24 protein-coding genes are annotated in these 23,610 nt (G+C 64.7%); 18 read left to right on the plus strand and 6 right to left on the minus strand.

What is annotated here, in order from left to right; genetic code table 11:
* Nucleotides 1–2: 2 nt before the first annotated feature.
* The 3 genes from AC3ANX_RS02165 to AC3ANX_RS02175 are packed head-to-tail and all read left to right on the plus strand — an operon-like array spanning nucleotide 3 to nucleotide 2,835.
* On the plus strand, nucleotides 3–776 hold the full coding sequence (locus AC3ANX_RS02165; protein WP_488335398.1) for a c-type cytochrome: 774 nt from the start codon (nucleotides 3–5) through the stop codon (nucleotides 774–776).
* Nucleotides 773–1,642 (plus strand): peptidylprolyl isomerase, encoded by an 870-nt coding sequence (locus tag AC3ANX_RS02170; RefSeq protein ID WP_488335399.1) that lies wholly within the window; start codon nucleotides 773–775, stop codon nucleotides 1,640–1,642. The genes AC3ANX_RS02165 and AC3ANX_RS02170 overlap by 4 nt, the downstream gene beginning before the upstream one ends.
* Nucleotides 1,639–2,835 (plus strand): HupE/UreJ family protein, encoded by a 1,197-nt coding sequence (locus tag AC3ANX_RS02175; RefSeq protein ID WP_488335400.1) that lies wholly within the window; start codon nucleotides 1,639–1,641, stop codon nucleotides 2,833–2,835. Before AC3ANX_RS02170 ends, AC3ANX_RS02175 begins: the two co-directional genes overlap by 4 nt.
* Here the strand turns inward: AC3ANX_RS02175 and AC3ANX_RS02180 are convergent, their stop codons facing one another.
* Nucleotides 2,836–3,708 (minus strand): dioxygenase family protein, encoded by an 873-nt coding sequence (locus tag AC3ANX_RS02180; RefSeq protein ID WP_488335401.1) that lies wholly within the window; start codon nucleotides 3,706–3,708, stop codon nucleotides 2,836–2,838. It abuts the gene before it with no gap.
* Complete coding sequence (locus AC3ANX_RS02185) at nucleotides 3,705–4,298, minus strand: cytochrome b (protein WP_488335402.1); 594 nt, start codon at nucleotides 4,296–4,298, stop codon at nucleotides 3,705–3,707. The genes AC3ANX_RS02180 and AC3ANX_RS02185 overlap by 4 nt, the downstream gene beginning before the upstream one ends.
* Nucleotides 4,299–4,484: 186 nt before the next feature.
* Here AC3ANX_RS02185 and AC3ANX_RS02190 point away from each other — a divergent pair, with 186 nt between their 5' ends.
* The 3 genes from AC3ANX_RS02190 to AC3ANX_RS02200 all read left to right on the plus strand — a co-directional run bounded on the left by AC3ANX_RS02190 (nucleotide 4,485) and on the right by AC3ANX_RS02200 (nucleotide 7,114).
* Nucleotides 4,485–5,423, plus strand: a complete 939-nt coding sequence (locus AC3ANX_RS02190) for a LysR family transcriptional regulator (RefSeq protein ID WP_488335403.1) — start codon at nucleotides 4,485–4,487, stop codon at nucleotides 5,421–5,423.
* Between the two features lie 117 nt (nucleotides 5,424–5,540).
* Nucleotides 5,541–6,665: an FAD-dependent monooxygenase gene (locus tag AC3ANX_RS02195; RefSeq protein ID WP_488335404.1), complete on the plus strand. Its 1,125-nt coding sequence runs from the start codon at nucleotides 5,541–5,543 to the stop codon at nucleotides 6,663–6,665.
* 11 nt (nucleotides 6,666–6,676) lie between these two features.
* Nucleotides 6,677–7,114, plus strand: a complete 438-nt coding sequence (locus AC3ANX_RS02200; RefSeq protein WP_488335405.1) for a VOC family protein — start codon at nucleotides 6,677–6,679, stop codon at nucleotides 7,112–7,114.
* On the opposite strand, the gene AC3ANX_RS02205 is transcribed toward AC3ANX_RS02200, so the two are convergent.
* The gene (locus tag AC3ANX_RS02205; protein ID WP_488335406.1) at nucleotides 7,111–7,692 is read right to left on the minus strand and encodes a carboxymuconolactone decarboxylase family protein; all 582 of its coding nucleotides are present in this window, start codon (nucleotides 7,690–7,692) and stop codon (nucleotides 7,111–7,113) included. The two genes, AC3ANX_RS02200 and AC3ANX_RS02205, sit on opposite strands and share 4 nt — an antisense overlap.
* Nucleotides 7,693–7,764: 72 nt before the next feature.
* Between AC3ANX_RS02205 and AC3ANX_RS02210 the strand changes: the two genes are divergently transcribed.
* Nucleotides 7,765–8,472, plus strand: coding sequence for a TetR/AcrR family transcriptional regulator (locus tag AC3ANX_RS02210; protein ID WP_488335407.1), 708 nt, complete (start codon nucleotides 7,765–7,767; stop codon nucleotides 8,470–8,472).
* A 2-nt stretch (nucleotides 8,473–8,474) separates the two neighbouring features.
* Here AC3ANX_RS02210 and AC3ANX_RS02215 read toward each other — a convergent pair whose 3' ends face one another.
* Complete coding sequence (locus tag AC3ANX_RS02215) at nucleotides 8,475–9,017, minus strand: hypothetical protein (protein WP_488335408.1); 543 nt, start codon at nucleotides 9,015–9,017, stop codon at nucleotides 8,475–8,477.
* On the minus strand, nucleotides 9,017–9,946 hold the full coding sequence (locus tag AC3ANX_RS02220; protein ID WP_488336865.1) for a fumarylacetoacetate hydrolase family protein: 930 nt from the start codon (nucleotides 9,944–9,946) through the stop codon (nucleotides 9,017–9,019). Before AC3ANX_RS02220 ends, AC3ANX_RS02215 begins: the two co-directional genes overlap by 1 nt.
* A gap of 190 nt (nucleotides 9,947–10,136) precedes the next feature.
* Here AC3ANX_RS02220 and AC3ANX_RS02225 point away from each other — a divergent pair, with 190 nt between their 5' ends.
* Genes AC3ANX_RS02225 through AC3ANX_RS02255 form a run of 7 tightly spaced genes read left to right on the plus strand, consistent with a single transcriptional unit; the run spans nucleotide 10,137 to nucleotide 16,364 of the window.
* Nucleotides 10,137–11,585 carry an NAD-dependent succinate-semialdehyde dehydrogenase gene (locus AC3ANX_RS02225; RefSeq protein WP_488335409.1) on the plus strand — a complete coding sequence of 483 codons (1,449 nt, stop codon included), beginning with the start codon at nucleotides 10,137–10,139 and terminating at the stop codon, nucleotides 11,583–11,585.
* A 27-nt stretch (nucleotides 11,586–11,612) separates the two neighbouring features.
* Entirely contained in the window at nucleotides 11,613–12,386 is a 774-nt protein-coding gene (locus AC3ANX_RS02230) for an SDR family NAD(P)-dependent oxidoreductase (RefSeq protein WP_488335410.1), read from the plus strand.
* 58 nt (nucleotides 12,387–12,444) lie between these two features.
* Nucleotides 12,445–13,254, plus strand: coding sequence for an amidohydrolase family protein (locus tag AC3ANX_RS02235; protein WP_488335411.1), 810 nt, complete (start codon nucleotides 12,445–12,447; stop codon nucleotides 13,252–13,254).
* A 10-nt stretch (nucleotides 13,255–13,264) separates the two neighbouring features.
* Complete coding sequence (locus tag AC3ANX_RS02240) at nucleotides 13,265–13,834, plus strand: cupin domain-containing protein (protein WP_488335412.1); 570 nt, start codon at nucleotides 13,265–13,267, stop codon at nucleotides 13,832–13,834.
* Between the two features lie 18 nt (nucleotides 13,835–13,852).
* Nucleotides 13,853–14,692: an acetoacetate decarboxylase family protein gene (locus AC3ANX_RS02245; protein ID WP_488335413.1), complete on the plus strand. Its 840-nt coding sequence runs from the start codon at nucleotides 13,853–13,855 to the stop codon at nucleotides 14,690–14,692.
* A complete protein-coding gene (locus AC3ANX_RS02250; RefSeq protein ID WP_488335414.1) occupies nucleotides 14,692–15,762 on the plus strand; it encodes an amidohydrolase family protein in 1,071 nt (356 codons plus the stop codon). Before AC3ANX_RS02245 ends, AC3ANX_RS02250 begins: the two co-directional genes overlap by 1 nt.
* Nucleotides 15,759–16,364, plus strand: coding sequence for a nuclear transport factor 2 family protein (locus AC3ANX_RS02255; RefSeq protein WP_488335415.1), 606 nt, complete (start codon nucleotides 15,759–15,761; stop codon nucleotides 16,362–16,364). The genes AC3ANX_RS02250 and AC3ANX_RS02255 overlap by 4 nt, the downstream gene beginning before the upstream one ends.
* Before the next feature lie 5 nt (nucleotides 16,365–16,369).
* Here AC3ANX_RS02255 and AC3ANX_RS02260 read toward each other — a convergent pair whose 3' ends face one another.
* Entirely contained in the window at nucleotides 16,370–17,548 is a 1,179-nt protein-coding gene (locus AC3ANX_RS02260; protein ID WP_488336866.1) for an MFS transporter, read from the minus strand.
* A gap of 323 nt (nucleotides 17,549–17,871) precedes the next feature.
* Between AC3ANX_RS02260 and AC3ANX_RS02265 the strand changes: the two genes are divergently transcribed.
* From AC3ANX_RS02265 to AC3ANX_RS02280, 4 genes are all read left to right on the plus strand, one after another.
* The gene (locus tag AC3ANX_RS02265; protein WP_488335416.1) at nucleotides 17,872–18,903 is read left to right on the plus strand and encodes a VOC family protein; all 1,032 of its coding nucleotides are present in this window, start codon (nucleotides 17,872–17,874) and stop codon (nucleotides 18,901–18,903) included.
* A 42-nt stretch (nucleotides 18,904–18,945) separates the two neighbouring features.
* Nucleotides 18,946–20,283 (plus strand): histidinol dehydrogenase, encoded by a 1,338-nt coding sequence (gene hisD, locus AC3ANX_RS02270; protein ID WP_488335417.1) that lies wholly within the window; start codon nucleotides 18,946–18,948, stop codon nucleotides 20,281–20,283.
* Nucleotides 20,276–21,046: an SDR family NAD(P)-dependent oxidoreductase gene (locus AC3ANX_RS02275; protein ID WP_488335418.1), complete on the plus strand. Its 771-nt coding sequence runs from the start codon at nucleotides 20,276–20,278 to the stop codon at nucleotides 21,044–21,046. Before hisD ends, AC3ANX_RS02275 begins: the two co-directional genes overlap by 8 nt.
* Before the next feature lie 142 nt (nucleotides 21,047–21,188).
* Nucleotides 21,189–23,609, plus strand: a complete 2,421-nt coding sequence (locus AC3ANX_RS02280; RefSeq protein WP_488335419.1) for a TonB-dependent receptor — start codon at nucleotides 21,189–21,191, stop codon at nucleotides 23,607–23,609.
* Nucleotide 23,610: the final 1 nt, after the last annotated feature.

Here is a 23,610-nt window from a genome sequence, read left to right on the forward strand (position 1 = left end):
GGATGAAGCAGACGGAAACCGCGGCGAGGATTGGAGGCAATCTGCGAATCGCGTCGATGATCGCAGCGGCACTTGTGCTGCTCGGCGTCATCGTCTGGCGCGTGCAGGCGAACTCCGCCCGCGCCGCGTTGCTGCATGCCGATCTCGACGCAATTTTGAGCGATGCCGCGCTGTCCTCCGGTGCATTGCGGCGCGGCAAGGCGGTGTTCGATCGCGCTTGCGCAGCCTGCCACGGCGCGGGTGCAGGAGATGCGCACGCAGGGATTCCCGACCTGCGGGATAGCGATCGCCTATACGGGGAGGGGAGCGTCGCAGACATCGAGCAGATCGTCCGCTACGGCATCCGCTCCCGCAACGCCCGTGGCTGGAACCTCGCGTCGATGCCTGCCTACGCAACGCGGCGACCGTCCGCCACCGACGCGGCGATCCGTCCGCTCAGCCCGAGCGAGGTGAGCGACCTCACCCAATTTCTGCTGTCCTTCACGGGTCGCGCCGGCGATGCCGTCGCCGCTGCGCGGGGACGGGCGCTCTATGCCGGGAAAGGCGGTTGTTATGATTGCCACGGCTCGGACGCGGGGGGCGATCCGTCGATCGGGGCGCCGACGCTAAGCGACGACATCTGGCTCTACGGTGGTGATGCCGCGGCCATACACCGCTCGATCACGACCGGCCGGGCCGGTGTCAGCCCCGCTTTCGCCGACCGGCTCGATGCCGCCGATATCCGCGCCGTCGCCGTCTATACCGCGTCGCTCGCGCCGTCGAAGGAAGCGCAATGACTCTCGATACCCTTTTGTCGCGCTTCGCCGTCGAGAGCAGCCGGCGCGCGCTGATATTGTGCGGCGCCGGCGCGATTCTGGGCTTGGCGGTCGCGGGCTACGGCCTGTTCACCGCGCAGGGCACGCGCGTCGCTGGCGTGCCGCCCGAGGATGTTGCGATCGTCAACGCAGTGCCCGTGCTGCGCGTCGACTTCGACAACCAGATCCGCGCGCTCTACGCGATACCGCCTGCGCGGGCGACGCCTGCGCAACGCAAGGCGGTACTCGACACGATGATCCGGGAGGAACTCTACGTTCAGCGCGGGCTCGAGCTCGGCATCCCGACCGACGATATCGATGTTCGTGCCGCGCTCGTCGCATCCACAGAGGCGAGTACGACCGCCGACATCCTCGCCTCACGTCCCGCGCCGCAGGAACTCGCCGACTTCTACGCCCGCAATCGCATGCGTTGGGCGACCGAGGGGACGATGCTGGCGGAGGATTACGTCGTCCTCGACCCGTCGCTCGCCATCCCCGCGCAAGCGGCCTTGCGGACCGGCGGAACACCCGCAGGGCTGGCGCGCACGACGCAGTTTGCCGATGGTGAGGAATATTGGTTCGCCGCGAAGCTCCATCTCGGCGCGCGGTTGTTCCAAGCCGCGCGTGGCTTGCGCGACGGCGAGGTTTCCGCGCCCGTCGTCGCCAACCGTCATGTTCATCTGATCCGGATGATCCGCAACGCGCCGCCCGCCGCGCGTCCTTTCGCGGACGTGCAGGACAAGGTACTTGCCGACTTTCAAAAGGCCAAAGCGGAGCGGCTGGAGGCCGCCAACGAACGCTATCTGCGACGCCGCGCGGACATCCAGATTGCAGGCGACTTTCAGTGATCGCGCGCCTGTTGCTGACCGTCGCCATGCTGGTCGGGCTGTTGGCGCCGGCTTCGGCGCATACCCGGTCGGAGACGCATAGCAGTTGGAATATCGACGGGTCGACCGTGCATCTCGATTTCACCGTTTCCAACGTCGAGGCGAAGCGGCTGACCCGTGATGGCAGTCAGCCGAGCGACCGCGCGCTGATCGCCTATCTTGATCGTCGCATCGGCGCGTATGTCGGCGCAACGAAATGCCCGCTCGGTCTGAAGCCACGCGCAGTGTTCGCGGCGAGCGGTTTCCACCGGCTGGAGTTTCTCTACAACTGTCCCTCGACCCGCGAGATGAGCCTGCGCTCCGATGCGTTCTTCGAGTTGGTGCCGACGCACGTCACCTTTGCGCAAATTCAGGATGCCAAAGGAGAGTTCTTTGAACAACTCGTCACGACCTCAGCGCGCAGCATTGCCATCACTGGCGGAGGCTCGGCAAACCGACTCGAGAATGCCGACTTTCTCCAGTATATCGGCATGGGGATCATGCATATCTTCACTGGCATCGACCATATGTCGTTCCTGCTGGGCTTGGTGCTGATCTCGAGACGCTTCAAGGATCTGCTGTTCGTCGTGACAGGCTTCACGATCGGCCACAGCCTCACCCTGGCGCTGGCGGTAACCGGGCTGGTGCGGCCCCATGCCGAATTCATCGATGCGCTCGTTGCGCTCACCATCGCGCTGATCGGCGCGGAGAACATCGCGGTTGCGGCGAAGCGACCGGGCGCGATCGCGCTCGGCGCCGGCGGCGCGTTGCTGGCGATGACGGCATTGCGCATCTTCGGCATCGGCACGCTGCCGGTCGCACTTTTGCTCGGGGCGGCTTTGTTCACCGCCAATTACATCATGGTGTCAGGCCATGTCCGCGATGCGGGTCGGCTGCGGCTGGTGGTGACATTGGTGTTCGGGCTGATCCACGGCTTCGGCTTCGCAGCCGATCTGCTGGAGAGCCGCATTCCGGCGGCCAAACTCGCGCGTTTGCTGGTCGGCTTCAATCTCGGTGTGGAGATCGGGCAGATCACCGTGGTGTCGGTGATCGTCGGTTGCGCGGTGCTGCTGCGCCGCGTGAAGCTGGCACTGCCCCGGCCGATCGTAGTGGATGTGATGGCGTCGGGGCTGGTCGGCGTAGGAACCTACTGGTTCGTCAGCCGCAGCTTTTAATCAGAGCGGCTTCCAGCCCGGCGGCAGCGGCGGCTTCTGCGCGCGCGGACGACGCGCATTGTCGGGCGAGGGCAGCAATGCGGCGATCAACTCCGCGCCCTGCGGCGGGACACCCGGTGCGGGAACGCACTTTTCCGGCGCGGGTGGGCAGGGCATCTTCTCGGACGGTGCGGGGCTCGCGACCGGGTTCACGCCATAGGTGATCTCTGCGACATAGCGATCCGCCTCTTCGCGAATCCGGCCCATCGCCGCGCGGGTCGCGTCTGCCATGATCCAGTCGGTCAGGTTGATCGTATCGCGTTTCGCCGAGCGGACATAGTCCGGCGCATTGCGGTAGATCCATTCGTTGAGCGCGTCGGGGAAGAACATCTGGGTTGTCAGGCGCGTACGTCCGTCGGTCCAGATCTTGAAGTGAACATGGGCGGTGCGTCCGCGATACCAGCCCGGATAGATGGTGCGGAACACGACGCGGCCTTGCGAGTCGGTGGTCTGCGTTCCTCGAAGATAGGTCTTGCCCGGGGTCGCGATATCAAGCGCATCGCCCTGATTGGCGAAATCCGAATAGATGCCGAGCGCATCGGCCTGCCAGCAATCCACCCGCGCGCCGGCGAGCGGTCGGCATGCGGCGTCGACCAGCCGCACGCGCACTTCCAGCGGGATGCCGCGCTTGCCCTCCGTGATGTCGGAGCGGACGATCGGCTTGTCTTCGTAATACGGGCCGTCGACCGTGTCGGGGTGCAGGAAGCAGACGCTCTCCGGATCGGCCGGCACCGTTTCGGCGGAGACCGTCGGCGTCAGGCCGACCGTGGCAGCGCCACCGGCGGCGGCCGCGCCACCAGCGAGCAGCGCGCGACGGGAAAGAACGGTTGTCATCGGCGAGTCTCCTTATGGCGCCAGCGCGGAACCATCCGCAGCAGCACGGGATCGTGATCCAGGAAGTGATGCTTCGCGGCTGCAGCGACGTGCAGCGCAAGCAGTATCGGCAGCAGCCAGAGGCTGAGAATGCTGTGTGTCTCCACCAACTGACCGTGCAGACGATCTACGGTCGCCTCAGGCAGACTGGGGAAGATTGGAAAGTGGGGCCACGGCATGATACCGAAGATGTTGAGTTGTCCTTTCTGGACCTTGTGCGCCGACAGCACGAGCCATCCCGTGAACGGCATTGCCACGATCAGCAGGTAAAAAGCGCCGTGCCCGACATGCGCGAGGCGGCGCTCCCATGCCGGCATCGTGGCCGCGAAGGGCGGTGGGCGATGGCCCAGCCGCCACAGCAATCGCGTGATGCTCAAGAGCAGCACCAGCAATCCGAGCGAAACATGCAGCGCCAGCAACGGCTTGGGTGCATAGCGCTGGCCGTGCGTGGCATGAGGAAAAGTCCACCCGATCAGCACGTTGGCAACGATCAGCGCTGCGATGATCCAGTGCAGCGCCGCGGCGACGCGGGTGTAGCGCGGATAGTCCAAGGGCCTTGCCAAGCTGCCTCCCCTCTGCCGCCCGCTCGCTTGCGGGTCTGTCGCGCCCGTTTAACGGGCCGGTCCGCAAGCTGATATGAGCCTGCGTGCATATCAGCTTGCCGACCGGTGCGGAGCAACGCATATTCGCGCAAGCAACAATATCGCGCCGCACTTGCGGCCGGAGAGGGATCGCACGTGGATTTCGAGCGCTGGAAGCTGTTCATCATGGTCGCGGAGCTCGGCAGCCTGTCCAAGGTTGCGGTGATTCTCAACCGGCCGCAGCCAGTCATCAGCCGCCATATCAACGCGCTGGAGACGCAATGCGGATGCAGCCTGTTCTATCGTACCGGCCGGGGGGTCGCGCTGACTGAGGTTGGTGAGGCGATCCTGCCGCGCGTGCGCGCGATGGTGCAGGAATCGGAGCAGTTGATGCTCGACATCAAGGGGCAGGCGGGCGTGCCGGTGGGTAATGTCTCGGTCGGCCTATTGCCTTCCGTGCAAATCGCCAGTGAGTTCCTGCGCAGCGTCGCGGAAAAGTTTCCGCAGGTTTCGCTGCACCTCACAGAAGCGACCGGGGGGCAGCTCGCCGAGCAGGTGGCGACCGGCCGCATCGATCTCGCGCTGGTGTTGCGTGAGCCCGGCACGGTTTCGGCCGCCGACGAGGCGCTGCTGACTCTGCCGATGTGTCTGGTAGGCCCTCCGAGCGATGCGGCGACGGCGGCCGGGCAGGTGACGATGAAGGCGGTCGAGGGACTGCCGCTCATCCTCGCCAAGCCGCCGAACGCACTGCGGATGCACGTCGAACAGGCGGCGCGGCGCTCCGGTGTGACGCTCAGCTATGGGCCACAGGTCGATCCGCTCGCGACACAGCGCCAGCTCATCGCCGCTGGCATGGGCTATACCGTCACGACGCGGATGGCGGTTCGAGAGGAAGTCGAAGCGGGCAAGCTCTCTGCCGCCGACATCGTGAGTCCCCCGCTCGAACTGATGCTGGTTCTGGTCCGCTCGAACCAACGTCCGGCAACGCTCGCGATCCGCAAGATAGCGCGCCTGCTTGCCGAGCTGGTCCGCCGCCTGCCGGAGGTTCATGCCAACGATACATCACCTGCCTATCTTCCGATCGCAGCATCCTAAACCTGATATACGCCGTGCCATACTAACCCCGCTTGGGCCGCACGTTAGGATTTGTCGCTGAGCCGGCATCCTGCCGGTGCGAAAAAGCCGCGACGGCAAGCAGGAAGCAGGCGAGCGATGCAACAGGGGCAATCCATCCTCATCATCGGGGGCGGGATCGGCGGGATGGCGGCGGCGCTGGCGCTTCGCCGTGCAGGCCAGCCGGTCGAAATGGTCGAGAGCGACCCGGCGTGGAACGCGCTCGGCGCCGGGCTGACGCTTAATGGCGGAGCGTTGCGGGCTTTTGCCGATCTCGGTCTGCTCGATGCCGTGACGCAGGCGGGTTATGCCTCGGTCGGCCCGGTGCGCGCCTGCGACGTCGACGGTAACATCCTGTCCGAGGGGCCATCGACGCCGATGTTCGGGGAGGGCATCCCGAACATGGGCGGCATCCTGCGCCCGCGCCTGCACGAAGTGTTGCGCGCCGAGATCGAGAAGGCCGGCATTCCGGTCCGAACCGGCGTGCTGGCGCAGGGCTTCGAGATGGCGGACGATCAGGTCGTGGTCCGTACCAGCGACGGCGAGTCACGCGCCCATCGCTTTGCGATCGCGGCCGACGGCCTTTTTTCGCGCACGCGCGCGTTGCTCTTCCCGGAGGCGACGCCACGCTTTACCGGCCAGGGGTGCTGGCGCGCGGTCGTGCCCCGTCCATCGGATGTGACGGCGACCTGGGTGTATTCGACGAGCGGCTGCAAGGCCGGCTTCAACCCGATCTCGCAGGAACTGATGTACGTCTATCTGCTTGAGTCCGCGCCGGGCAATCCGTGGATCGACCAGGCCGATTGGGTTCCGCTGCTAAAGCAGCGGCTGTCGCGCTTCGGCGGTCATTTCCGCAAGATCGTCGCCGAACTCGACGATGATGCGCTGGTCAATTACCGCCCGCTGGAGGTCGTTCTGATGCCGCCGCCCTGGCACAAGGGGCGGGTGTTGTTCATCGGCGATGCCGCCCACGCGACGACGCCGCATGTCGGCTATGGCGCCGGCATGGCGATCGAGGATGCTGTCGTGCTCGGGCGGATGGTGAACGACTACCCCGATGCGGAAGCGCTGTTCGAGGCGTTCACCGCCCGGCGGTACGAACGATGCCGGATCATCCTTGAAGGATCGGTCGCGATCGGCGATCTCGAAATGGCGGAAGCGCCGGTGGCGGAGCAGCGCCAGCTTAGCGCGCGGCTGAGCGCTATAATCCGCGAACCGATCTGAAGGGGCAAACAGTGGCGCAGGAATTCTGGTTTCACCACGTCGGCGTGAGCGTCGCAGACCTCGATGCCGCGATCGGCTGGTGGCAGGCGATGCTCGGCTTTAGGCTGGAACGACGCTATCCGTTGGCGAGCATCCCGGCCGAGATCGCCATCCTGTCGAACGGCGCGCTGCACGTCGAGCTGTTTCAGGTGCCCGATCCCAAACCGGCCGAGGCCGAGCGCCACATCCCCGACGACGACGTGAAGACCTGCGGCAACAAGCATGTCGCTTTTTCGACCAGCGACGTACGCGCGCTGGTCGCGCGGTTACAGGAGAAGGGCGTCGATCTGGTCTGGATGAAGGCGTTCCCGGACGGCCGCGCAGCGGCCTTCATCCGCGACAATGAAGGCAACCTCATCGAATTCGTTCAATGGCCGAAGGTCTCGGAGCCATGCGCCGAGATCGCCTAGTCGGGTATCGCGAAGGCGATACCCGGGACCGGCGTGCGCGCGACGTTGAGCGTCATCGCGAGTAGAGTGTAGTACCCGCAAATCCCGGTCAGTTCGACTGTGCCGCTTTCGCCGAGCAGCGTCACGCATGCGGCGTAATCCTCGTCGGCAACGAAGCGCGTAGCCTGCAAGCTGGTGATGAAGCGCCACACAACCGCCTCGTCCTCGGCCATCGGCGGGTCTTCGCCAGCCACCAGGCCGGCCAGCGTCTCGCGGGCGACACCCGCCGCATATGCCAGGCGGGCGTGGGCGTGCCATTCATAGGGCTGGGCCCAGATGCGGGCGATGACGCAGATCGCGAACTCGCGCAGCCGCTCGGGCACCGAACAGCGATAGCGGAGGAACTCGCCGAGCTTCTGCGCACGATCCATCAGCTCCGGGCTGCGCATCAGCGGCACGAAGGGGCCCCGCACTTCTCCTCGCGGGGAGGCGACCAGTGCTTCGGCGGCGGCCCGCTGTGCGGGTGTGTACTCGTCGGGGTCCTGCTTGGGGAGCCGGTCTGGCCCGACCGGAACGAGCGGCGGAAAAAGCGTGGTCATGGTAATCCTTTAATATTCTGGATAAAGCGAATTCGGCTTGCAGTTTCGCCCGTCGCGGCGATAGGCTCGGGCATGGCCAACAAGAGCAAAGCCGCTGCGCCGCCCACCCGGCCTGAGGCAATCGTCAAGCCACCGCGCAGTCGCGGCCGGCCCAAGGTCACCGCCACCGACGGGGATGCAGCGGTTGGTCGCGACGCGCTGATCGAGGCGACGATCGACCTGCTCAAGATCCGTCCGCCCGCCGCAATCACGCCCGCCGTCGTGGCGCGCGCGACTGGCGTGCACCCATCCCTGATCCGCTACTATTTCAGCAATCGCGCGACGTTGCTGGTAGCCGTCGCCGAGAAGCTCACTGAACGGTTCGCCGCGCAGTTCGAAGCGTCGTCGCAGGCGGGCGGATCGCCGACGGCCCGGCTGTGCGCGCGCATCGGCGCGCTGATCGACCTCAACGCGACCTACCCCTTCTTTCACCAACTCTTCGTGTCCGAAATCGCCGCGTCCGAGGATCCGATCGCGCGCGCCATGGTCACGCAGTTCACCAATCGCGGCACCGGCGCCTATGGCACGATCCTGCGCGCCGGATTGGTCGACGAAAGCTTTCGCGGCATGGACCCCGGCCTGCTCTATGTCGCCATCGTCGGCATGAGCGAATTCTTCCTTTCGGCCAAACGTCAGCTCGAGATCGCACAGGGCAACCCGATCGACGAGGAGGAATTGCGCCAAGTGTATAAGGCCTTCGTCTGCGACCTTGTGCTGAACGGCGTGCGCAACCGGCCCTGATCTCACGCCAGCGGGCGGAACACGCCACGCCCGGCGGCGCGGAACCACGCGCCTTTCTCCAGTTCGGCGCGCCACGGCGTAGCGCGTGCGGCGGCGCGTTCCGGCGAGTCCATCACGGAAATGTCGGCCAGTTCGTGGAACGCCATGCTTGTCCAGCGTGGCCCGCCGGCGTGGCTTCGTACACGGTAGCGACGCGCCCGCAGCCACCCGGGCGCGCGCATCAGCATGGCGATATGTTCCTCGTCATACCAGCGGTCGACCTCGGTGGTGAGGCCTTCGGGCACGTCGAAGGCGACCAGCATGATGATGCCGAAAGGCTGCGCGACCGGCCCGGTGTCGCTGGCAAGATCGAGGACGTAGTGCGCAGCGCCATGCGGCGGTGCGACCTCCATCGGGCCACTTTCCGGCGGAACGTAGCTACAGGCTTCGGATGGCGCGGTCGTGGCACGCAGCGCATGGCCAGCAGCGGCGCCGAGCAACCCCCGTGCATCGACATCGGTCGCGTTCGCGGCGAGCGGCCAGCGGGTGAAGGTCGCCAGCGCCATCAGGCCTGCACCGCGTCCGGGCGATTGCGACGGACCGCCTCGTGATTGGTCGAGCCCTCACCCAGATACACGCCGCGCTCCCACGTGCGCTTGAGCGGATCGGCCACCTTGACCTCCATCGCGCCGATCCCGTGGATCTCGATCCGCAGCGTCTCGCCGTCCTGGATAAAGCCGAGCCCCTCATGATTGGTGCCGCAAGCCACCACGTCGCCCGAGTTCATCGTCATGATCCGGGTGATGAACTCGACGATTTCGGGGACCTGATGCTCCATGTCGTCCGTCGAATAATCGTGACGAAGCTGGCCATCGTTCCAGAACTGCACCCACAGATCGTTGGGATCGGTAATTTCGTCTGCGGTGACGATGCATGGCCCGAGCGGCGCGAAAGTATCGAAACTCTTGCCCATCCAGCTGTTGTTGCGCCACGTCCGCCGGCCGCTTTCGCGCGCGGTGATGTCCATGAAGCATGTGTAGCCGAAGACGGCGGAGCGCCAGTCGTCCTGCGCGACCTTCTTGGCCGGCCCCTTGAAGACGAGCGCAAGTTCGGCCTCGTGCATGAAGGCGTAAGGCTCGGTAAAGTCCGGCAGGTGCACCGTGTCGTCAGGGCCGATGACGGCGTCGTGATTTTTCATGAACATGTTAAGCGGGCGGGCTTCGCGCTGAGCATGCTCCCAGTAATTGGCGAGACAATTGACAATCTTGCCAGGGCGCGGGAGCGGCGCAAGCAGGCGCACCTGATCGAGCGGGATCGCCTTCCCGGACGCGGCGAGCGCCTGTAGCTCGGGCTTGATCGCATCATAGGCGTCGATCAGTGCGGTCATCGTTTGCTGCGGCGAAGCGCCGTCGGGCGCGACAGCAGATGCGTCGATGACTCCGGCGTTCGTCAGGATGCCTGCGTGCGGGGTGCCCCCGGCGGCGGTGAAGAGCACGAGCTTCAAGGTTTCCTCCCCTGGTTTGGCGGTCGGTTCTACGCTCTGCCGTCGCTCTGCACCTCCCCCGCCAAATGCATAAGAGAATTACCGATTGGCGGCTGAAGGGTCGAATTGACAATTCACATACGCGCTAATATCCGCCGAAAAACGCCGGCCGCGACGCCCGGCTTCCGTGATGGAGAGTGATATGGCCGAGGCCCCGACCTACCGCAGCGTAGAGCTTCTTATCGACGGCGCCTGGAGCGCCGCTGTCGACGGGCGGACCATCCCGGTCGTCAATCCTGCCACGGGCGAGCCGATCGGCACCGTAGCGCACGCGTCGATTGCGGATCTCGACCGCGCGCTTGCCGCGGCGGAGCGCGGCTTTGCGACATGGCGTGCAACTCCGCCGCTTGCGCGCGCCAAGGTGCTGACCGGCGCGGCCCGGTTGCTGCGCGAGCGCGCCGAGGACATTGCGACGCAGATGGTGCTCGAACAGGGCAAGATGATCGGCGAGGCGCGCGGCGAGGTCGAGCGCGCGGCGGAGGCATGCGACTGGATGGCCGGCGAGACGCAACGCATCTATGGTCGCGTGCTTGAAGGCCGCGCCGCCAACATCACCAACCTGGTGTTGCGCGAGCCGGTCGGGATCGTCGCGGCCTTCACGCCGTGGAACTTTCCGGTCAACCAGATCGTCCGCAAGGTGGCGGGCGCGCTCGCTGCGGGCTGTGCGCTCGTGGTCAAAGGGCCGGAGGAAGCGCCGGGCTCCTGCGCCGAACTGGTCCGCGCCTTCGTCGATGCGGGGGCGCCGGCAGGCTCGGTCAACCTCGTGTACGGCGTGCCGGCCGAAATCAGTGAATATCTTGTGCCGCATCCGCTAGTGCGCAAGATCAGCTTCACCGGTTCGACCGTCGTCGGCAAGCACCTTGCGGCGCTGGCCGGACAGCACATGAAGCTCACCACGATGGAGCTTGGCGGTCACGCCCCTGTGCTGGTGTTCAACGATGCCGATCCGGTGGCTGCCGCCAAAGCGCTCGCGGGCAACAAGTTCCGCAACGCAGGGCAGAGCTGCGTCAACCCGACGCGCTTCCTGATCGAGGGCGAAGGCTACGAACCGTTCGTCGAGAGTTTTGTAGCGGCCGCCTCCGCGCTGAAGCCGGGGCCGGGTCTCGACCCCGCCACCACCACCGGTCCGCTCGCCAATATCCGCAGGGTCGAAGCGATGGAGCGGCTGACCGCAGACGCGCTCGCCAAGGGCGCGACGCTCAGGACCGGCGGCAAGCGTATCGGCAATGCCGGCTTCTTCTTCGAACCGACCGTGTTCACTGACGTACCGCTCGATGCGCAGCTCATGAACGAGGAGCCGTTCGGTCCGATCGCGATGATCAACCGCTTCGACCGTCGCGAGGACGCGTACAAGGAGGCCAACCGGCTCCCCTATGGCCTGTCCGCTTACGCCTTCACCACGTCCTCGCAGACGGCGAAGGAGGTGATCGCCAAGGTCGAGAGTGCGATGATCTCGTTCAACCATTTCGGCCTCGGTCATCCCGAGACCCCGTTCGGTGGCATGAAGGACTCAGGCTACGGGTTCGAAGGCGGTTCCGAAGCGATCGAGCCTTATCTTCAGACTCGTTTCATGACGATGATGGACCTGTAGAAACCCACGACCGGGGGAGTTAAGTTTATGGCGGGTCGTCTCGACGGCAAAATCGCGCTCGTGACGGGCATCGGCGCAGGTATCGGCCAAGGCATCGCGTTACGCTTCGCCCGCGAGGGCGCGACGGTGGTGGGCTGCGACATTTCCGAAAAATGGGCAAGCGCCACCGTAGCTGCGGCGCAGGCGGAAGGCCTTACGTTCGAAAGCGTTCATCCGGTCGACCTCACCAAGCCTGCTGACGTGCAGCGCTACGTCGATTATGCCGGCGAGAAGCACGGACGTATCGACATCCTCGTCAACGCGGCCGCGATCGCGCCGCACATGGCTCCGGTCGCGACGATGGATTACGAGAAGGCGTGGGTGACGACGATGGCGGGCGAGGTCGACCTCGTCTTCCTCGCGGTCAAGGCGGCGTGGCCGTGGATGACGAAGCAGGGCGGCGGCTCGATCATCAACTTCTCCTCGGTCAATGCGAAGCGCGGCTCGGTCAATACCGGGATGGTGGCGCATTGCGCGGGCAAGGCCGCTGTCGAGGCGATGAGCCGCCAGATCGCGATCGAAGGGGGGGCGCATGGCATCCGCTGCAACACGATCGCGCCCGGTATGGTGCAGACCGCCGCCACCGCAGCGGCGGGGACCAGCAGCGGCGCAATCGCCGAGCGGATCCTTCAGCGACTGGTGATCAAGCGGCTCGGCGTACCCGACGACATCGCTTACGCCGCCTTGTTCCTCGCATCGGATGAATCGACCTGGGTGACCGGTGCGAACTTTGCGGTGGACGGCGGCGTCACCGCTGCCTGAGGTGATGGAACCGCTGCCGCCCCCGCATCCCGATCCTCATCCGCCGACACGGTTCATCGTGCCGGCCGACGCCTGCGACGCGCATTGCCACATATTCGGGCCGCCGGATCGTTTTCCCTATCGGCCGGAGCGGACATATGAGCCCGCAGACACACCGCTCGAGCGCTATCAGATACTCGCCGAGCGGCTGGGGCTCACGCGGGCGGTGTTCGTGCAGCCGGCCGTTTACGGCGTCGACCATTCGGCGATGATCGACGCGCTGGAACGTGGGCAGGGGCGCTATGCGGGTGTCGGCATCGTCGACGATCAGCTCGACGACGTAGGGCTGCACCGGATGCACGCGGCAGGTATCCGCGGCGCGCGTTTCAACTTCGTCGGCCACCTCGGCGCGCGGCCCTCGCGCACGGCGATCGCGCGCGTGATCGCACGGGTAGCGCCATTCGGCTGGCACCTCGTCTTCCATGTCGATGCGGCGGCGCTGCTCGATGAGGCGCAGACGTTCGCTGATCTGCCCTGCCGCTTCGTGATCGATCATATGGCGCGGCTCGACGTGGCGCAGGGCATCGATCAGCCGGCGTTCCGAAGCCTGCTGGACCTCGCGCGACTGCCCCATTGCTGGGTCAAGATCTCGGCGGCCGACCGCATGGTGCACGCAGGAAGGCTGGATGCCGCGCTGCCTTTCATGACCGCTCTTGCTGCCACCGCACCGGAACGCACGTTGTGGGGCACCGACTGGCCGCACCCCAACGTCCGCTGGATGCCGGACGACGGCGACCTGATCGACTTGCTTGCCGCCGCAGTGCCCGAGGCCGCCGCGCGCGAGGCGATCCTCGTGGCCAACCCGGCTCGTCTCTACGACTTTGCCTGAGGAACGAACAATGACCCATCCCACCCGTCGCCCGGCCCGCCGCGTCGTCACCGGTCACGACGCCAACGGCACCTCGATCGTGCTGTCGGACGGCACGCCACCCAATATCTTCGATCGCGGCACCGGCGTCGACTTCATCGAGATCTGGAACACCACTTCGGTGCCCGCGATCCTCACCGCTCAAGAAGCCGAGCCGACGGACCCGCCATATGTCACCCCGCCGCCGCCCGGTGGCACCAAGATCCGCTTCAATGACTTCTTCCCCGGCCACATCGACAAGCTGCCGCCGCGTGCGGACGGTCGCCACAAGATGATGCACCGGACCAAGTCGGTCGATTACGGCATCGTGCTGGAGGGCGAAATCTGGATGATCCTTGACGACAGCGAAGTGCTGCTGACGCAGGGCACCGTCGTCGTGCAACGCGGCACCGACCACGCATGGGAGAACCGCTCGAACAGCGTCTGCCGCATGGCCTTCATCCTCGTCTCGGGCGAATTCAGCGAGGAACTGCGCGCGACCTTGCCCGAACATCTCGAGATACGCACCGGCGCCGTGTTCAACGACGCTTCCAAGTCCTGATCCTGAAAGGAACCGCTGATGTCCTTCCCACGCGAGCCCGGTAAATTCTACCGCATGCCGATCTTCTTCGGACCCAATCCGTGCCCGCGCTGGACGCCCGAGGGTGTGCCGCAGGATTTCGCGCGCGAGCCGGTGCGTTCGACCCTCGGCACGCGCTACCTGACCGACAAGGCGGCGCTCGAGGCGGTGCTCCCCGCGGGATTTTCGGTCTGGGGCGAGCCGATCGTCACGGTCGAGGCGATCTATATGACCGGCTTTTCCTGGCTGGCTGGCGGCGGCTACAACATGTTCGACGTCAAGATCCCGGCGGTCTATGCCTCCAAAACCGAGGGCGATGTGCCGGGCACGCTGCTGATGGCGCGTTGGGAAAGCCTGTCGGACCCGATCACGACGGGACGCGAGGAACTTGGCCATAACAAGCTGTTCTGCGACATCCCCGAGGTGAGCGATTTTAACGGCCGTCGTCACACCAGCATGAGCTGGCGCGGCTTCCCGTTCGCCAAGCTCTGGGCGGAGGATCTGGTCGAGGGCGAAGCACCCAAGGGCAACCCGGAAAATCGCGGGCTGCTTTCGTGGAAATACATTCCCGCCACGCCGCGCCCCGGCCGCAAATGGGGCGAGGACGCGGACGCCAACTACGCAACGCTGACGCCCCCGGCCTGGAGCGGCGTCAAGACCACGCGCTATCTGTCGGGCACCGGCGGCGTAGAGTGGGCGCGGCCCACGTTCGAGCAACTGCCGACGCAATACACCGTCGTCAACGGCTTCGCCTCCTTCCCGATCCTCGAATCGCGCGGCGCATATCTGTTCGACATGGTCGGCGGCGCGTCCGGTGACGACACCTACCGGCTCGACTGATGCCGGGGCCGGGGGATGTTCCCGCATCGCTGCCGCATCCGCAGCTGGTCGGCGGCGACGGCAGGCCGTTGTTCACCGTCGATCTGCATGCACACGCGATGTTTCCGGCGGTCGAGAAGTTGACCGCCGGTCGGCCCGAACGTGCCGGTGAGGCGGAATTTCGCGTCCGCACGATGGGTCAGGCGACCGTCGACTACAATCGCGACGTGATGATCCCCGATTGCTTCCCCCGGCTGACTCACCTCGACCGGCGGCTCGCCGATATGGATGCGATGGGGGTCGACGTGCAGGTGGTGAGCCCGTCGCCCAACCAATATCATTACTGGGCGCCCGAAGATCTCGCCGAGCATCTCGTCCGCATCCAGAACGAGGCGCTGGCCGAGTTGTGCGGCGAGGCGCCGGAGCGGCTGCTGGCGCTCGGCGCGATCGCGATGCAGCATCCCGCGCTCGCGGTCGAGCAGTTAACGCATGCGATCCGGACGCTCGGCTTCAAGGGCGTCGAGATCAGCTCGACGATCGACGGCGCGGATCTGTCCGATCGTCGGTTCGATCCGGTTTGGGCGGCAGCCGAGGATCTCGGCGCACTCGTGTTCATCCACCCGATGGGCTGCTCGCTCGACGAGCGATTGGCGCCATCTTACCTGTCCAACAGCGTCGGCCAGCCGGTCGAGCATGCGGTCGCGCTCAGCCATCTGATCTTCGGTGGCGTGCTCGATCGCTATCAGGGTCTCAAGATCGTCGCCGCACATGGGGGTGGCTATCTGCCCGCGCACCTCGGCCGCTGTGATCACGCCTGGGCGCAGCGCGACGACGCGCATACCTGCTTGCACCCGCCATCGAGCTATCTCAGGCGGCTGCACTTCGACAGTCTGGTGTTCGATCCGCGCGACGTTGCCTTGTTGATCGAGCGGGCCGGGATCGGCAACGTCGTGATCGGCACCGATTATCCCTTCGATATGGGACATTACGACGTGCATGGCCTTATCGCGGCGATCCCCGGTCTCAGTAACGCTGATCGCGCGGCCTTGCTCGGCGGTAATGCGCTTCGTCTGATGGGAGTGGAAAGATGAACGAACATGAGATGGACCGGCGGCTGATCCTCGGCGCGGTCGCGGGTGTGGCAGGGCTCGGCCTTGCGGCCGTAAATCCGGCGCAGGCGCAGGCAGCGACCGTTGGACCGCGTCAGGCCTGGGCGACGCGGGATGGCAAGATCCGCATCGGCGCCAACGCCGCGCCGGTTACTTCAGCGATCGACATGCTGATGATCCAACAGGCGTTCGGGCGCTATGGCATGGCGCATGACGAGGGGCAGGGGGCGGTGCTCGCTTCGCTGTTCACCGAGGATGCGGTGGTCGAGGTCGCCGAGGCGAGCGGCACGCCGTTTCAGACAGTGACGGGTCGTGCCGCCGTCGTCGCGAACTTCGCCAGCACGTTCGCGCAGCAGGGCGATCAGCGCCGGCACTGCTTCAGCAATGTGCTGGTCGAGGAGGTGCATGGCGCAGAAGCACGGGCGTTGGCCTACGCGCTCGTTTCGGTAGCGGCGAAGGGGTCTCTCATCCTCGGTGCGGCTGTCGCCTATACCGCCAACCTGCGCAAGGTGGCAGGCGCCTGGCGTTTCTCGTACATGTTCATCGGCATGGACGCCTATACGACGCCCAAGCCGAAGGTCTGACGGCGTCACCGCCGCGCGTTGGGGCTTTCGTAAACGAACCTCGGCAGCAATGCGATGCACAACACCGACAGCGTCATCGCGGTGCCGACCAGATACACGCCCGGCCGGTAGCTGTCATAATGATCGCGAATGTAGCCGAGGAGGATGACCCCGGTGCCGTTGCCGGCTGCACTCGCCGCAAAGGTCAGGCCATAGATCGCGCCGAAAGCCTTGAGGCCGAAATAGCGTGAGACCAGATAGGCGTTCTGGCTGATCTCACCGCCCAAGCCAAGGCCCATCAACACCGCGCCGGGCAGCAGGATCGCGGGACTGGTCGCACTATAAACGATGATGACGCCGGCCAGCGCCGACACGAAATAGGGTAGGATGATCCGTGGCGAGTTCACGCGATCGACCAGGAAGCCCGATGAGAATTGTCCGATGATGACGCCCGCAAAGGCGCAACTCATCACGGTTGTCGCGGTATTGATCGACAGGCCATGCTCGGTCAGCATCGGCACGGCGTGCTGCATCGTCGCGAGCAGCGCCATCGATCCGAAGGCGATCGCGGCGAAAAGCTGGTAGAAGACGCGCTGGCGCAGCGCCTCGCCGCGTGTTGCGCCGACCTGACCGAGCCGGGCGCGCGCGTTGCTTTGCGCGGCCTCGGCTGGATCTTCGTTGCCGCTCGCGGCGGCGACGCTCTTGGGCGTGCGCGCCAGCAGGGCGACCGCCGGCAGGCCAAGCACCAGGATGATGAGGCCGATACCGATATAGCCGCCGCGCCACCCGTAGGAGACCATCAGCGCTTGAGTCAGCTTGGGCATGATCGTCTGCCCGATCCCGGCGCCGAGCGCGACGCAGATCCCTAATACGAAGCCCCGATTGCGATCGAACCACAAGGAAATCAGCTTCGCATAGGCTGGAGACGCGTGCATCGACACGGGTATCGCCATCAGCATCTGTAAGGCGAGGAAGTGCCACGCCACCTGCATCTGGCTCATCAACAAGAAGGTGCCGGCGAACAACACGATTCCCGGCAGGATCACCGCGCGCAGGCCATAGCGGTCCATCATCCGCCCGCCGATCGGCACCAGGATGGCGTTCAGCCAAAGCGATACGGCAAGTGCCGTCGAGATCATGGTGCGGTTGGTGTGCAGCGCGTCTGGCAGGATGCGCAGAAAATTGCTGTTGGTGGCGGCCACCATCACGTTGGGCCCCGTAAGAAATCCGAACCAGGCACCGACTGCGGCAAGCACCGATGCTCGCGTAAACTCGCTTTTGCTGACCACTGCGTGCACGCTCTGCTCCCCTAATCGTTAAGCCCTTTGGCTGGACGCATTCTCAAGCGCGGCTCTTCCACCTGCCGCCAGTGCTGCCAGCCCCAGCCGCCCGCGCCTAGCAGAGAAAGCGTATAGCTGATTAATTCTTCTGTGCGCGAATAAATCTTGAGATCTGCAACGCGCGGCCGCAAACGTCCGACATCAGTTGCCGCCGGCTCATTGCCAGCATGTGCGGGAGGGAGAGGCTCATGGCTATTCTAGGTATTGAAAGCGTCGTGTACGGCGTTGAGGATATGGCGCTCTGCAACCGCTTCTGGGCGGATTACGGATTGACGCGCAGTGATGCAGGTGGGGAGGGGGACGCCAGCGTCTGGACCTTCCCGAGCGGATCCCGGCTTATTATGCGGCCGATCGACGATCCCGATCTTCCGCCCGCCTACTTCCCCGGTTCCGGCGTTCGCGAATGCTTTCTCGGCGTCGATACGGCCGAGGAACTCGAGCGGCTTGTGCTGAAAGTGTCGAGCGATCGTGACGTGCGCCGCGACGCCGACGGCACCGCGCATTTTATCGATCCCGACGGTAATCCGATGGGCTTGCGCGTCTGGAACAAGCGGCCCGTGATGTGCCGCCCCGATCCCGTCAACGCACCCGACTTCATTCAGCGGCTTAATCAGCATCGCAAGTGGCGCGCGCGGGCACGCCCCCGAACGATAAACCATATCGTCTATTTCTCGGACGATTACGTCGCGACGTATGAGTTCTACCGCGACCGGCTGGGCTTCCGTATGAGCGATCACAGCAAGGCGAACGGTATCTTCGCGCGCGCAGACGGCACGTATGAACATCACACGATCTTCTGGCTGACCACCCAGCATAAGGGCACGAAGGGCAAGCGCGGCTACGCGCACATCGCATTCGGCCTCGAAGACATCGACGAGGTGATGGTTGGCGCCAACTACATGCAGGACAAGGGCTGGTCGCGCGAGCGGCCGTTCGCGGAAGCGCTCAATCGGCACCGCATCTCATCGGCGATGTATTACTATTTCCCGTGTCCCGCAGGCGGCGACGCCGAATATCATGCCGACACCGACTATCTCGACGACGGCTGGATCCCCCGCGTGTGGGAAATGATGTTCGGCGGCGCGCTTTGGCAACTCGAGTCCCCCGGCTTTTTCGGAGATCGCGCGATCACGTGGGACGTTGCCATGGACCCGAACGAAGCCTCGCTCGAACAGTATCGCGACTTCGGCAAGGGGCCGGGGAACGACTGCATCTATTGAGAATGAAGACCGCGCTTGCGGTCCATTAGGACGGAGGATTTCATGGCAAACTATCTGAAGCGTGGCGCAACCGCAGAGGCGAAGGCCGAAACGAACCGCCAGGTTCGCGACACTGTAGAGGGCATTCTCGCCGACATCGAGACGCGCGGCGACGCGGCGGTACGCGAACTGTCCGTGCGCTTCGACGCATGGGATCGCGACGATTACCGGCTCACCAAGGATGAAATCCAGGCGTGCATCGACACGCTGACCCCGCAGAACATCAAGGACATCGAATTCGCTCAGACCCAGGTCCGCAACTTCGCGCAGATTCAGCGCGACAGCATGAAAGACGTGGAGGTCGAGACGCTCCCGGGCGTCATCCTCGGCCACAAGAATCTGCCGCTCAACGCGGCCGGCTGTTACGTGCCGGGCGGCAAATATCCGCTGCTCGCATCGGCGCATATGAGCGTCATCACTGCCAAGGTGGCGGGCGTGCCCCGCGTGGTGACCTGCGCACCTCCCTTCCAGGGCAAACCAGCGCCGGCGATCGTGGCGGCGCAAGCGATGGCGGGCGCGGACGAAATCTACTGCCTGGGCGGCATTCAGGCAGTGGCTGCCATGGGGCTGGGCACCCAATCGATCGCACCGGTCGACATCCTGGTCGGGCCCGGTAACGCCTTTGTCGCGGAGGCCAAGCGCCAGCTGTTCGGCCGGGTCGGCATCGACCTGTTCGCGGGTCCGACCGAGACCCTTGTGATCGCCGACGAGATCGGCTGCGATGCCGAGATCGCCGCGACCGATTTGCTTGGTCAGGCGGAGCACGGGCCCGACAGCCCTGCGGTACTGCTCACCACCTCCGAGAAGCTCGCGCGCGAGACGATGGCAGAGATCGAGCGGCTGCTGGAAATTCTTCCGACCCGCGACGTCGCGCGCAAGAGCTGGGAGGCGTTCGGCGAAGTGATCGTCGCCGAAGACGATGCGGAGATGGTCCGCATCGCCGACGATATCGCCTCGGAGCATGTTCAGGTGATGACGGCCGATCCTGACTATTTTCTCAAAAACATGACCAATTACGGCGCGCTCTTCCTCGGCAAGCGTACCAACGTCTCCTTTGGCGACAAGGTGATCGGCACCAATCACACGCTGCCCACGAAGAAGGCGGCGCGCTACACGGGCGGACTGTGGGTCGGCAAGTTCATCAAGACTTGCACCTATCAGAGGGTGCTGACCGATGAGGCGTCGGCGCTGATCGGCGAATATTGCAGCAGGTTGTGCGCACTCGAAGGCTTTGCCGGGCACGGTGAGCAGGCCAATATCCGAGTGCGCCGGTTCGGCGGGCGCGACGTTCCCTATGGCGGTGCTGCCGCGCCATCCGATCGCACCCGCGTCGATGCCTGATCCGCTACCTGTAGGGCCGAGCTTTCGTCTCGACGGGCGTCGCGCCGTCGTGACGGGAGCGGGGCGCGGCATCGGCCTTGCTGCTGCCGCCGCGCTTGCCGAAGCGGGAGCGGCGGTTACGCTGGTCGCGCGCTCCTCGGGTGAGATCGAGAGCGGCGCGGCGGCGATCCGCGACCGCGGCGGCACCGCCGAGGCGGCGGTGCTCGACGTATCAAACCTGTCGGCGGTCGCGTCGTTCTTCGATACGCGCCCGGCGTTCCACATTCTCGTAAACAACGCCGGGACCAACCGCCCCAAGCCGATGCAGGAGGTGAGCGAGGCCGATTACGATGCCGTGCTCGACCTCAACGTGAAGAGCGCCTTCTTCGTGGCGCAAGCCGTCGCCAGAGCGATGATCCGCGACGACACTGGTGGATCGCTGGTCCACATGGGGTCGCAAATGGGGCATGTCGGCGGCCCCAATCGCTCGCTCTACTGCGCGTCGAAGTGGGCGCTGGAGGGTATGAACAAAGCGTTCGCGCTTGATCTGGCCAAGTACCGTATCCGCTCCAACACCATCGCTCCGACCTTCATCGAGACGCCGATGACCCGGCCGTTTTTTGAAGACGAAGCTTTTAGGACAAGCGTGCTCGCGAAGATCAAGCTCGGACGCATCGGCACCGTCGAGGACCTGATGGGCGCGGTGGTGTTTCTTGCCTCGGACGCTTCGGCGCTGATGACCGGCTCCAGCCTCGTCGTCGATGGCGGGTGGACCGCAGAATAGCCGCGTTACCGGAGGGCGGCGTGCGTGGCCAAATCGCGTGTGTCGTAACGTCTGATATGCATTGTGCGTAAGTAGTCCCGTCCTCCGGCTGGCGTCATACCAGTGTTCAACGACCCGTAACGGGCGCGCCAATGGAGGGGATATGACCACACGGTTCATTCAACTGCTGACGACCACGATCCTCGCGGTCTCCGCCACGCCTGCCTTCGCGGACGGTCAGGCCGCCAGCGCGCCCGCCGCGCAGGAAGGTCCGGCAGCACCAGCCGAGCAGGACGGCATCAAGGACATCATCGTCACCGCGGAGCGTCGTGCCAACAGCACCCAAAAGACCGCACTCAATATCACCGCGATCGCCGGTGCGCAGCTCGCCCAGGGCGGAATTCGTGACAGTCGGACATTGCTCGATTCCGTGCCGGGCTTGAAGCTGACCGTTTCGAACCCCAACGCCTATATCGGTCTCTACGGTCTCGCGAGCGGCGCTGGCACGCAATACTCCGATGCGATCATGGCGTTCAACTATGGCGGCGTGCCGCTCGCTCGCCAGACATCAGCGAACAGCTCCTATTACGATCTGGAGCGCGTCGAAGTCTTGAAGGGGCCGCAGGGTACGCTCTATGGCCGCAACGCGACCGTTGGCGCGATCAATCTTATCCCGGCGCGTCCCAAGGACATCTTCGAAGGCGGTGCCACCCTGACGCTCGGCAACTACGGCACCGTGGCGAGCACCGGCTATCTGAACGTGCCGCTATCCGATACCGTGTCCAGCCGCGTCGCCTTCCAGACCACGCGCCACGACGGGTATTTCAGCAACGGGCTGGATGACGCGAACAATTACGGCGGGCGCGCCAGCGTGCTGTTCAAGCCGACGTCAGACCTCTCGATCCTGTTCATGGGCGACGTCTATTTCAACCGTGCCAAAGGGCCCTACAGCACCTTTCGCTATTATCTGAGCCCCAGTCAGGAATGGATCGATCCAAGCAATCCGTGGTTCGGCCTCGGCGCCGCGGGCACCTGCTCGAACCAGCTGCTCTGCCCGTCTTTCGCCGCGACGTCGGCCGGCGGGGTCAATGCCGTTGGCAATCCACTCGGCTTCACCAATACCGGCCCGACCGGCTACGGCAGCGTATCCGTTTACGGACAGGATGGACATAACAACGCCGATCAGGTGATCCTAACCACGGAGATCAACTACTCGATGCCTTGGGCGACGCTGACGGTGCAGCCGTCCTACGTCCATACGAAGATCGATTTTCTGACGTACTCCAATGGCCTGCGCTTCAGCAACCTGACCTATGCCGACCAATATTCACTGGAAGGGCGGCTGGCGTCGAACGGCGGCGGACCGTTGCGCTGGACGCTTGGCGGTTTCTATTATGACGAGCACCAGGATGCCTTCCTGAACAACCTCCAGTCCAACGGTTACAACATCCTCAACACGCCGAACATGCGCAGCCGCAGCATCGCGGTGTTCGGGGATGCGACCTATACGGTGCTGCCGGGGCTGCGGCTGAACGGCGGTATCCGCTATACGCACGACAGCAAAAGCCAGGACGGTTACAGTACCGCACCAGGTCTGTCGGATGCGGACGTCGCGACGATCCGCAGTACCGGCAGCACCTGCTATACCGGCGGGACGCCCGCCAACCCGCTGCTGTATCAGGGGCTCTACTTCCCATCCAACTTCTGCGTGGTTCCCAATGGCGGCAACTACAGGGCTAACGACGTCAGTTGGAAAGCAGGCGTCGAAATTGATCCCCGGGCCGGTTCGCTGCTCTACGCGAACGCGCGCACCGGCTATCGCTCTGGCGGTTTCACGGTCGGCACGCAGAACAATTACAAGCCCGAGAAGCTGACAGCGTACGAGGTCGGGTCCAAGAACCGTTTCCTGAACGGCAAGTTGCAGGTGAACGTGTCAGGCTTCTACTGGCAGTATCACGATCAACAGATCAGCCAGATCCAGCTTTACTATCTTAACGGCGTCGCCATCGGGCAGACGAGCTACCCGTCCAATTTCGACGGAAATCTATATGGTGCCGAAGCCGAGATTCAGGCGCTCGTCACGCCGCGCGATCATCTGGGCGTCGATGTGCTGTGGGCGAAGGGCAAGTACGACAAGACGCCGCCCGTCGCGACGCTCAACACGACGACCTTGACGCCGCAGTACAATCTGCCGCGCAACAACCTGCCCGAATGGACGATCAGCGCCAACTACGATCATACCTTCGAATTCGGCAATGGTGCTCGCGTCGTCGCCGCCGCGCACACCCATTATGAGAGTCGCGCGGTGTTGCGGATCATCGACCCGGCGCTGCTGACGCCGGGCGATATCCGCAATCCTTACGCCAAGCTCGATCTCGATCTTACCTATCACACTCCAAATGACCGTTTCTCGATCCAGGCGTTCGTGCAGAATGTGACCAACAAGGCCGTGGTCGGTGTCGGTGCGAGCGGGCAGACCGCGCTCGGCACTTTCTTCCGCCCCAGCAGCGATCCGACCAACGAACGCTCGGCCACTCTCGACCCGCCGCGGACCTTTGGCGTGCGCCTCACCGGCAAAATCTGAT

This window comes from Sphingomonas sp. BRN-1R, from assembly GCF_057748035.1.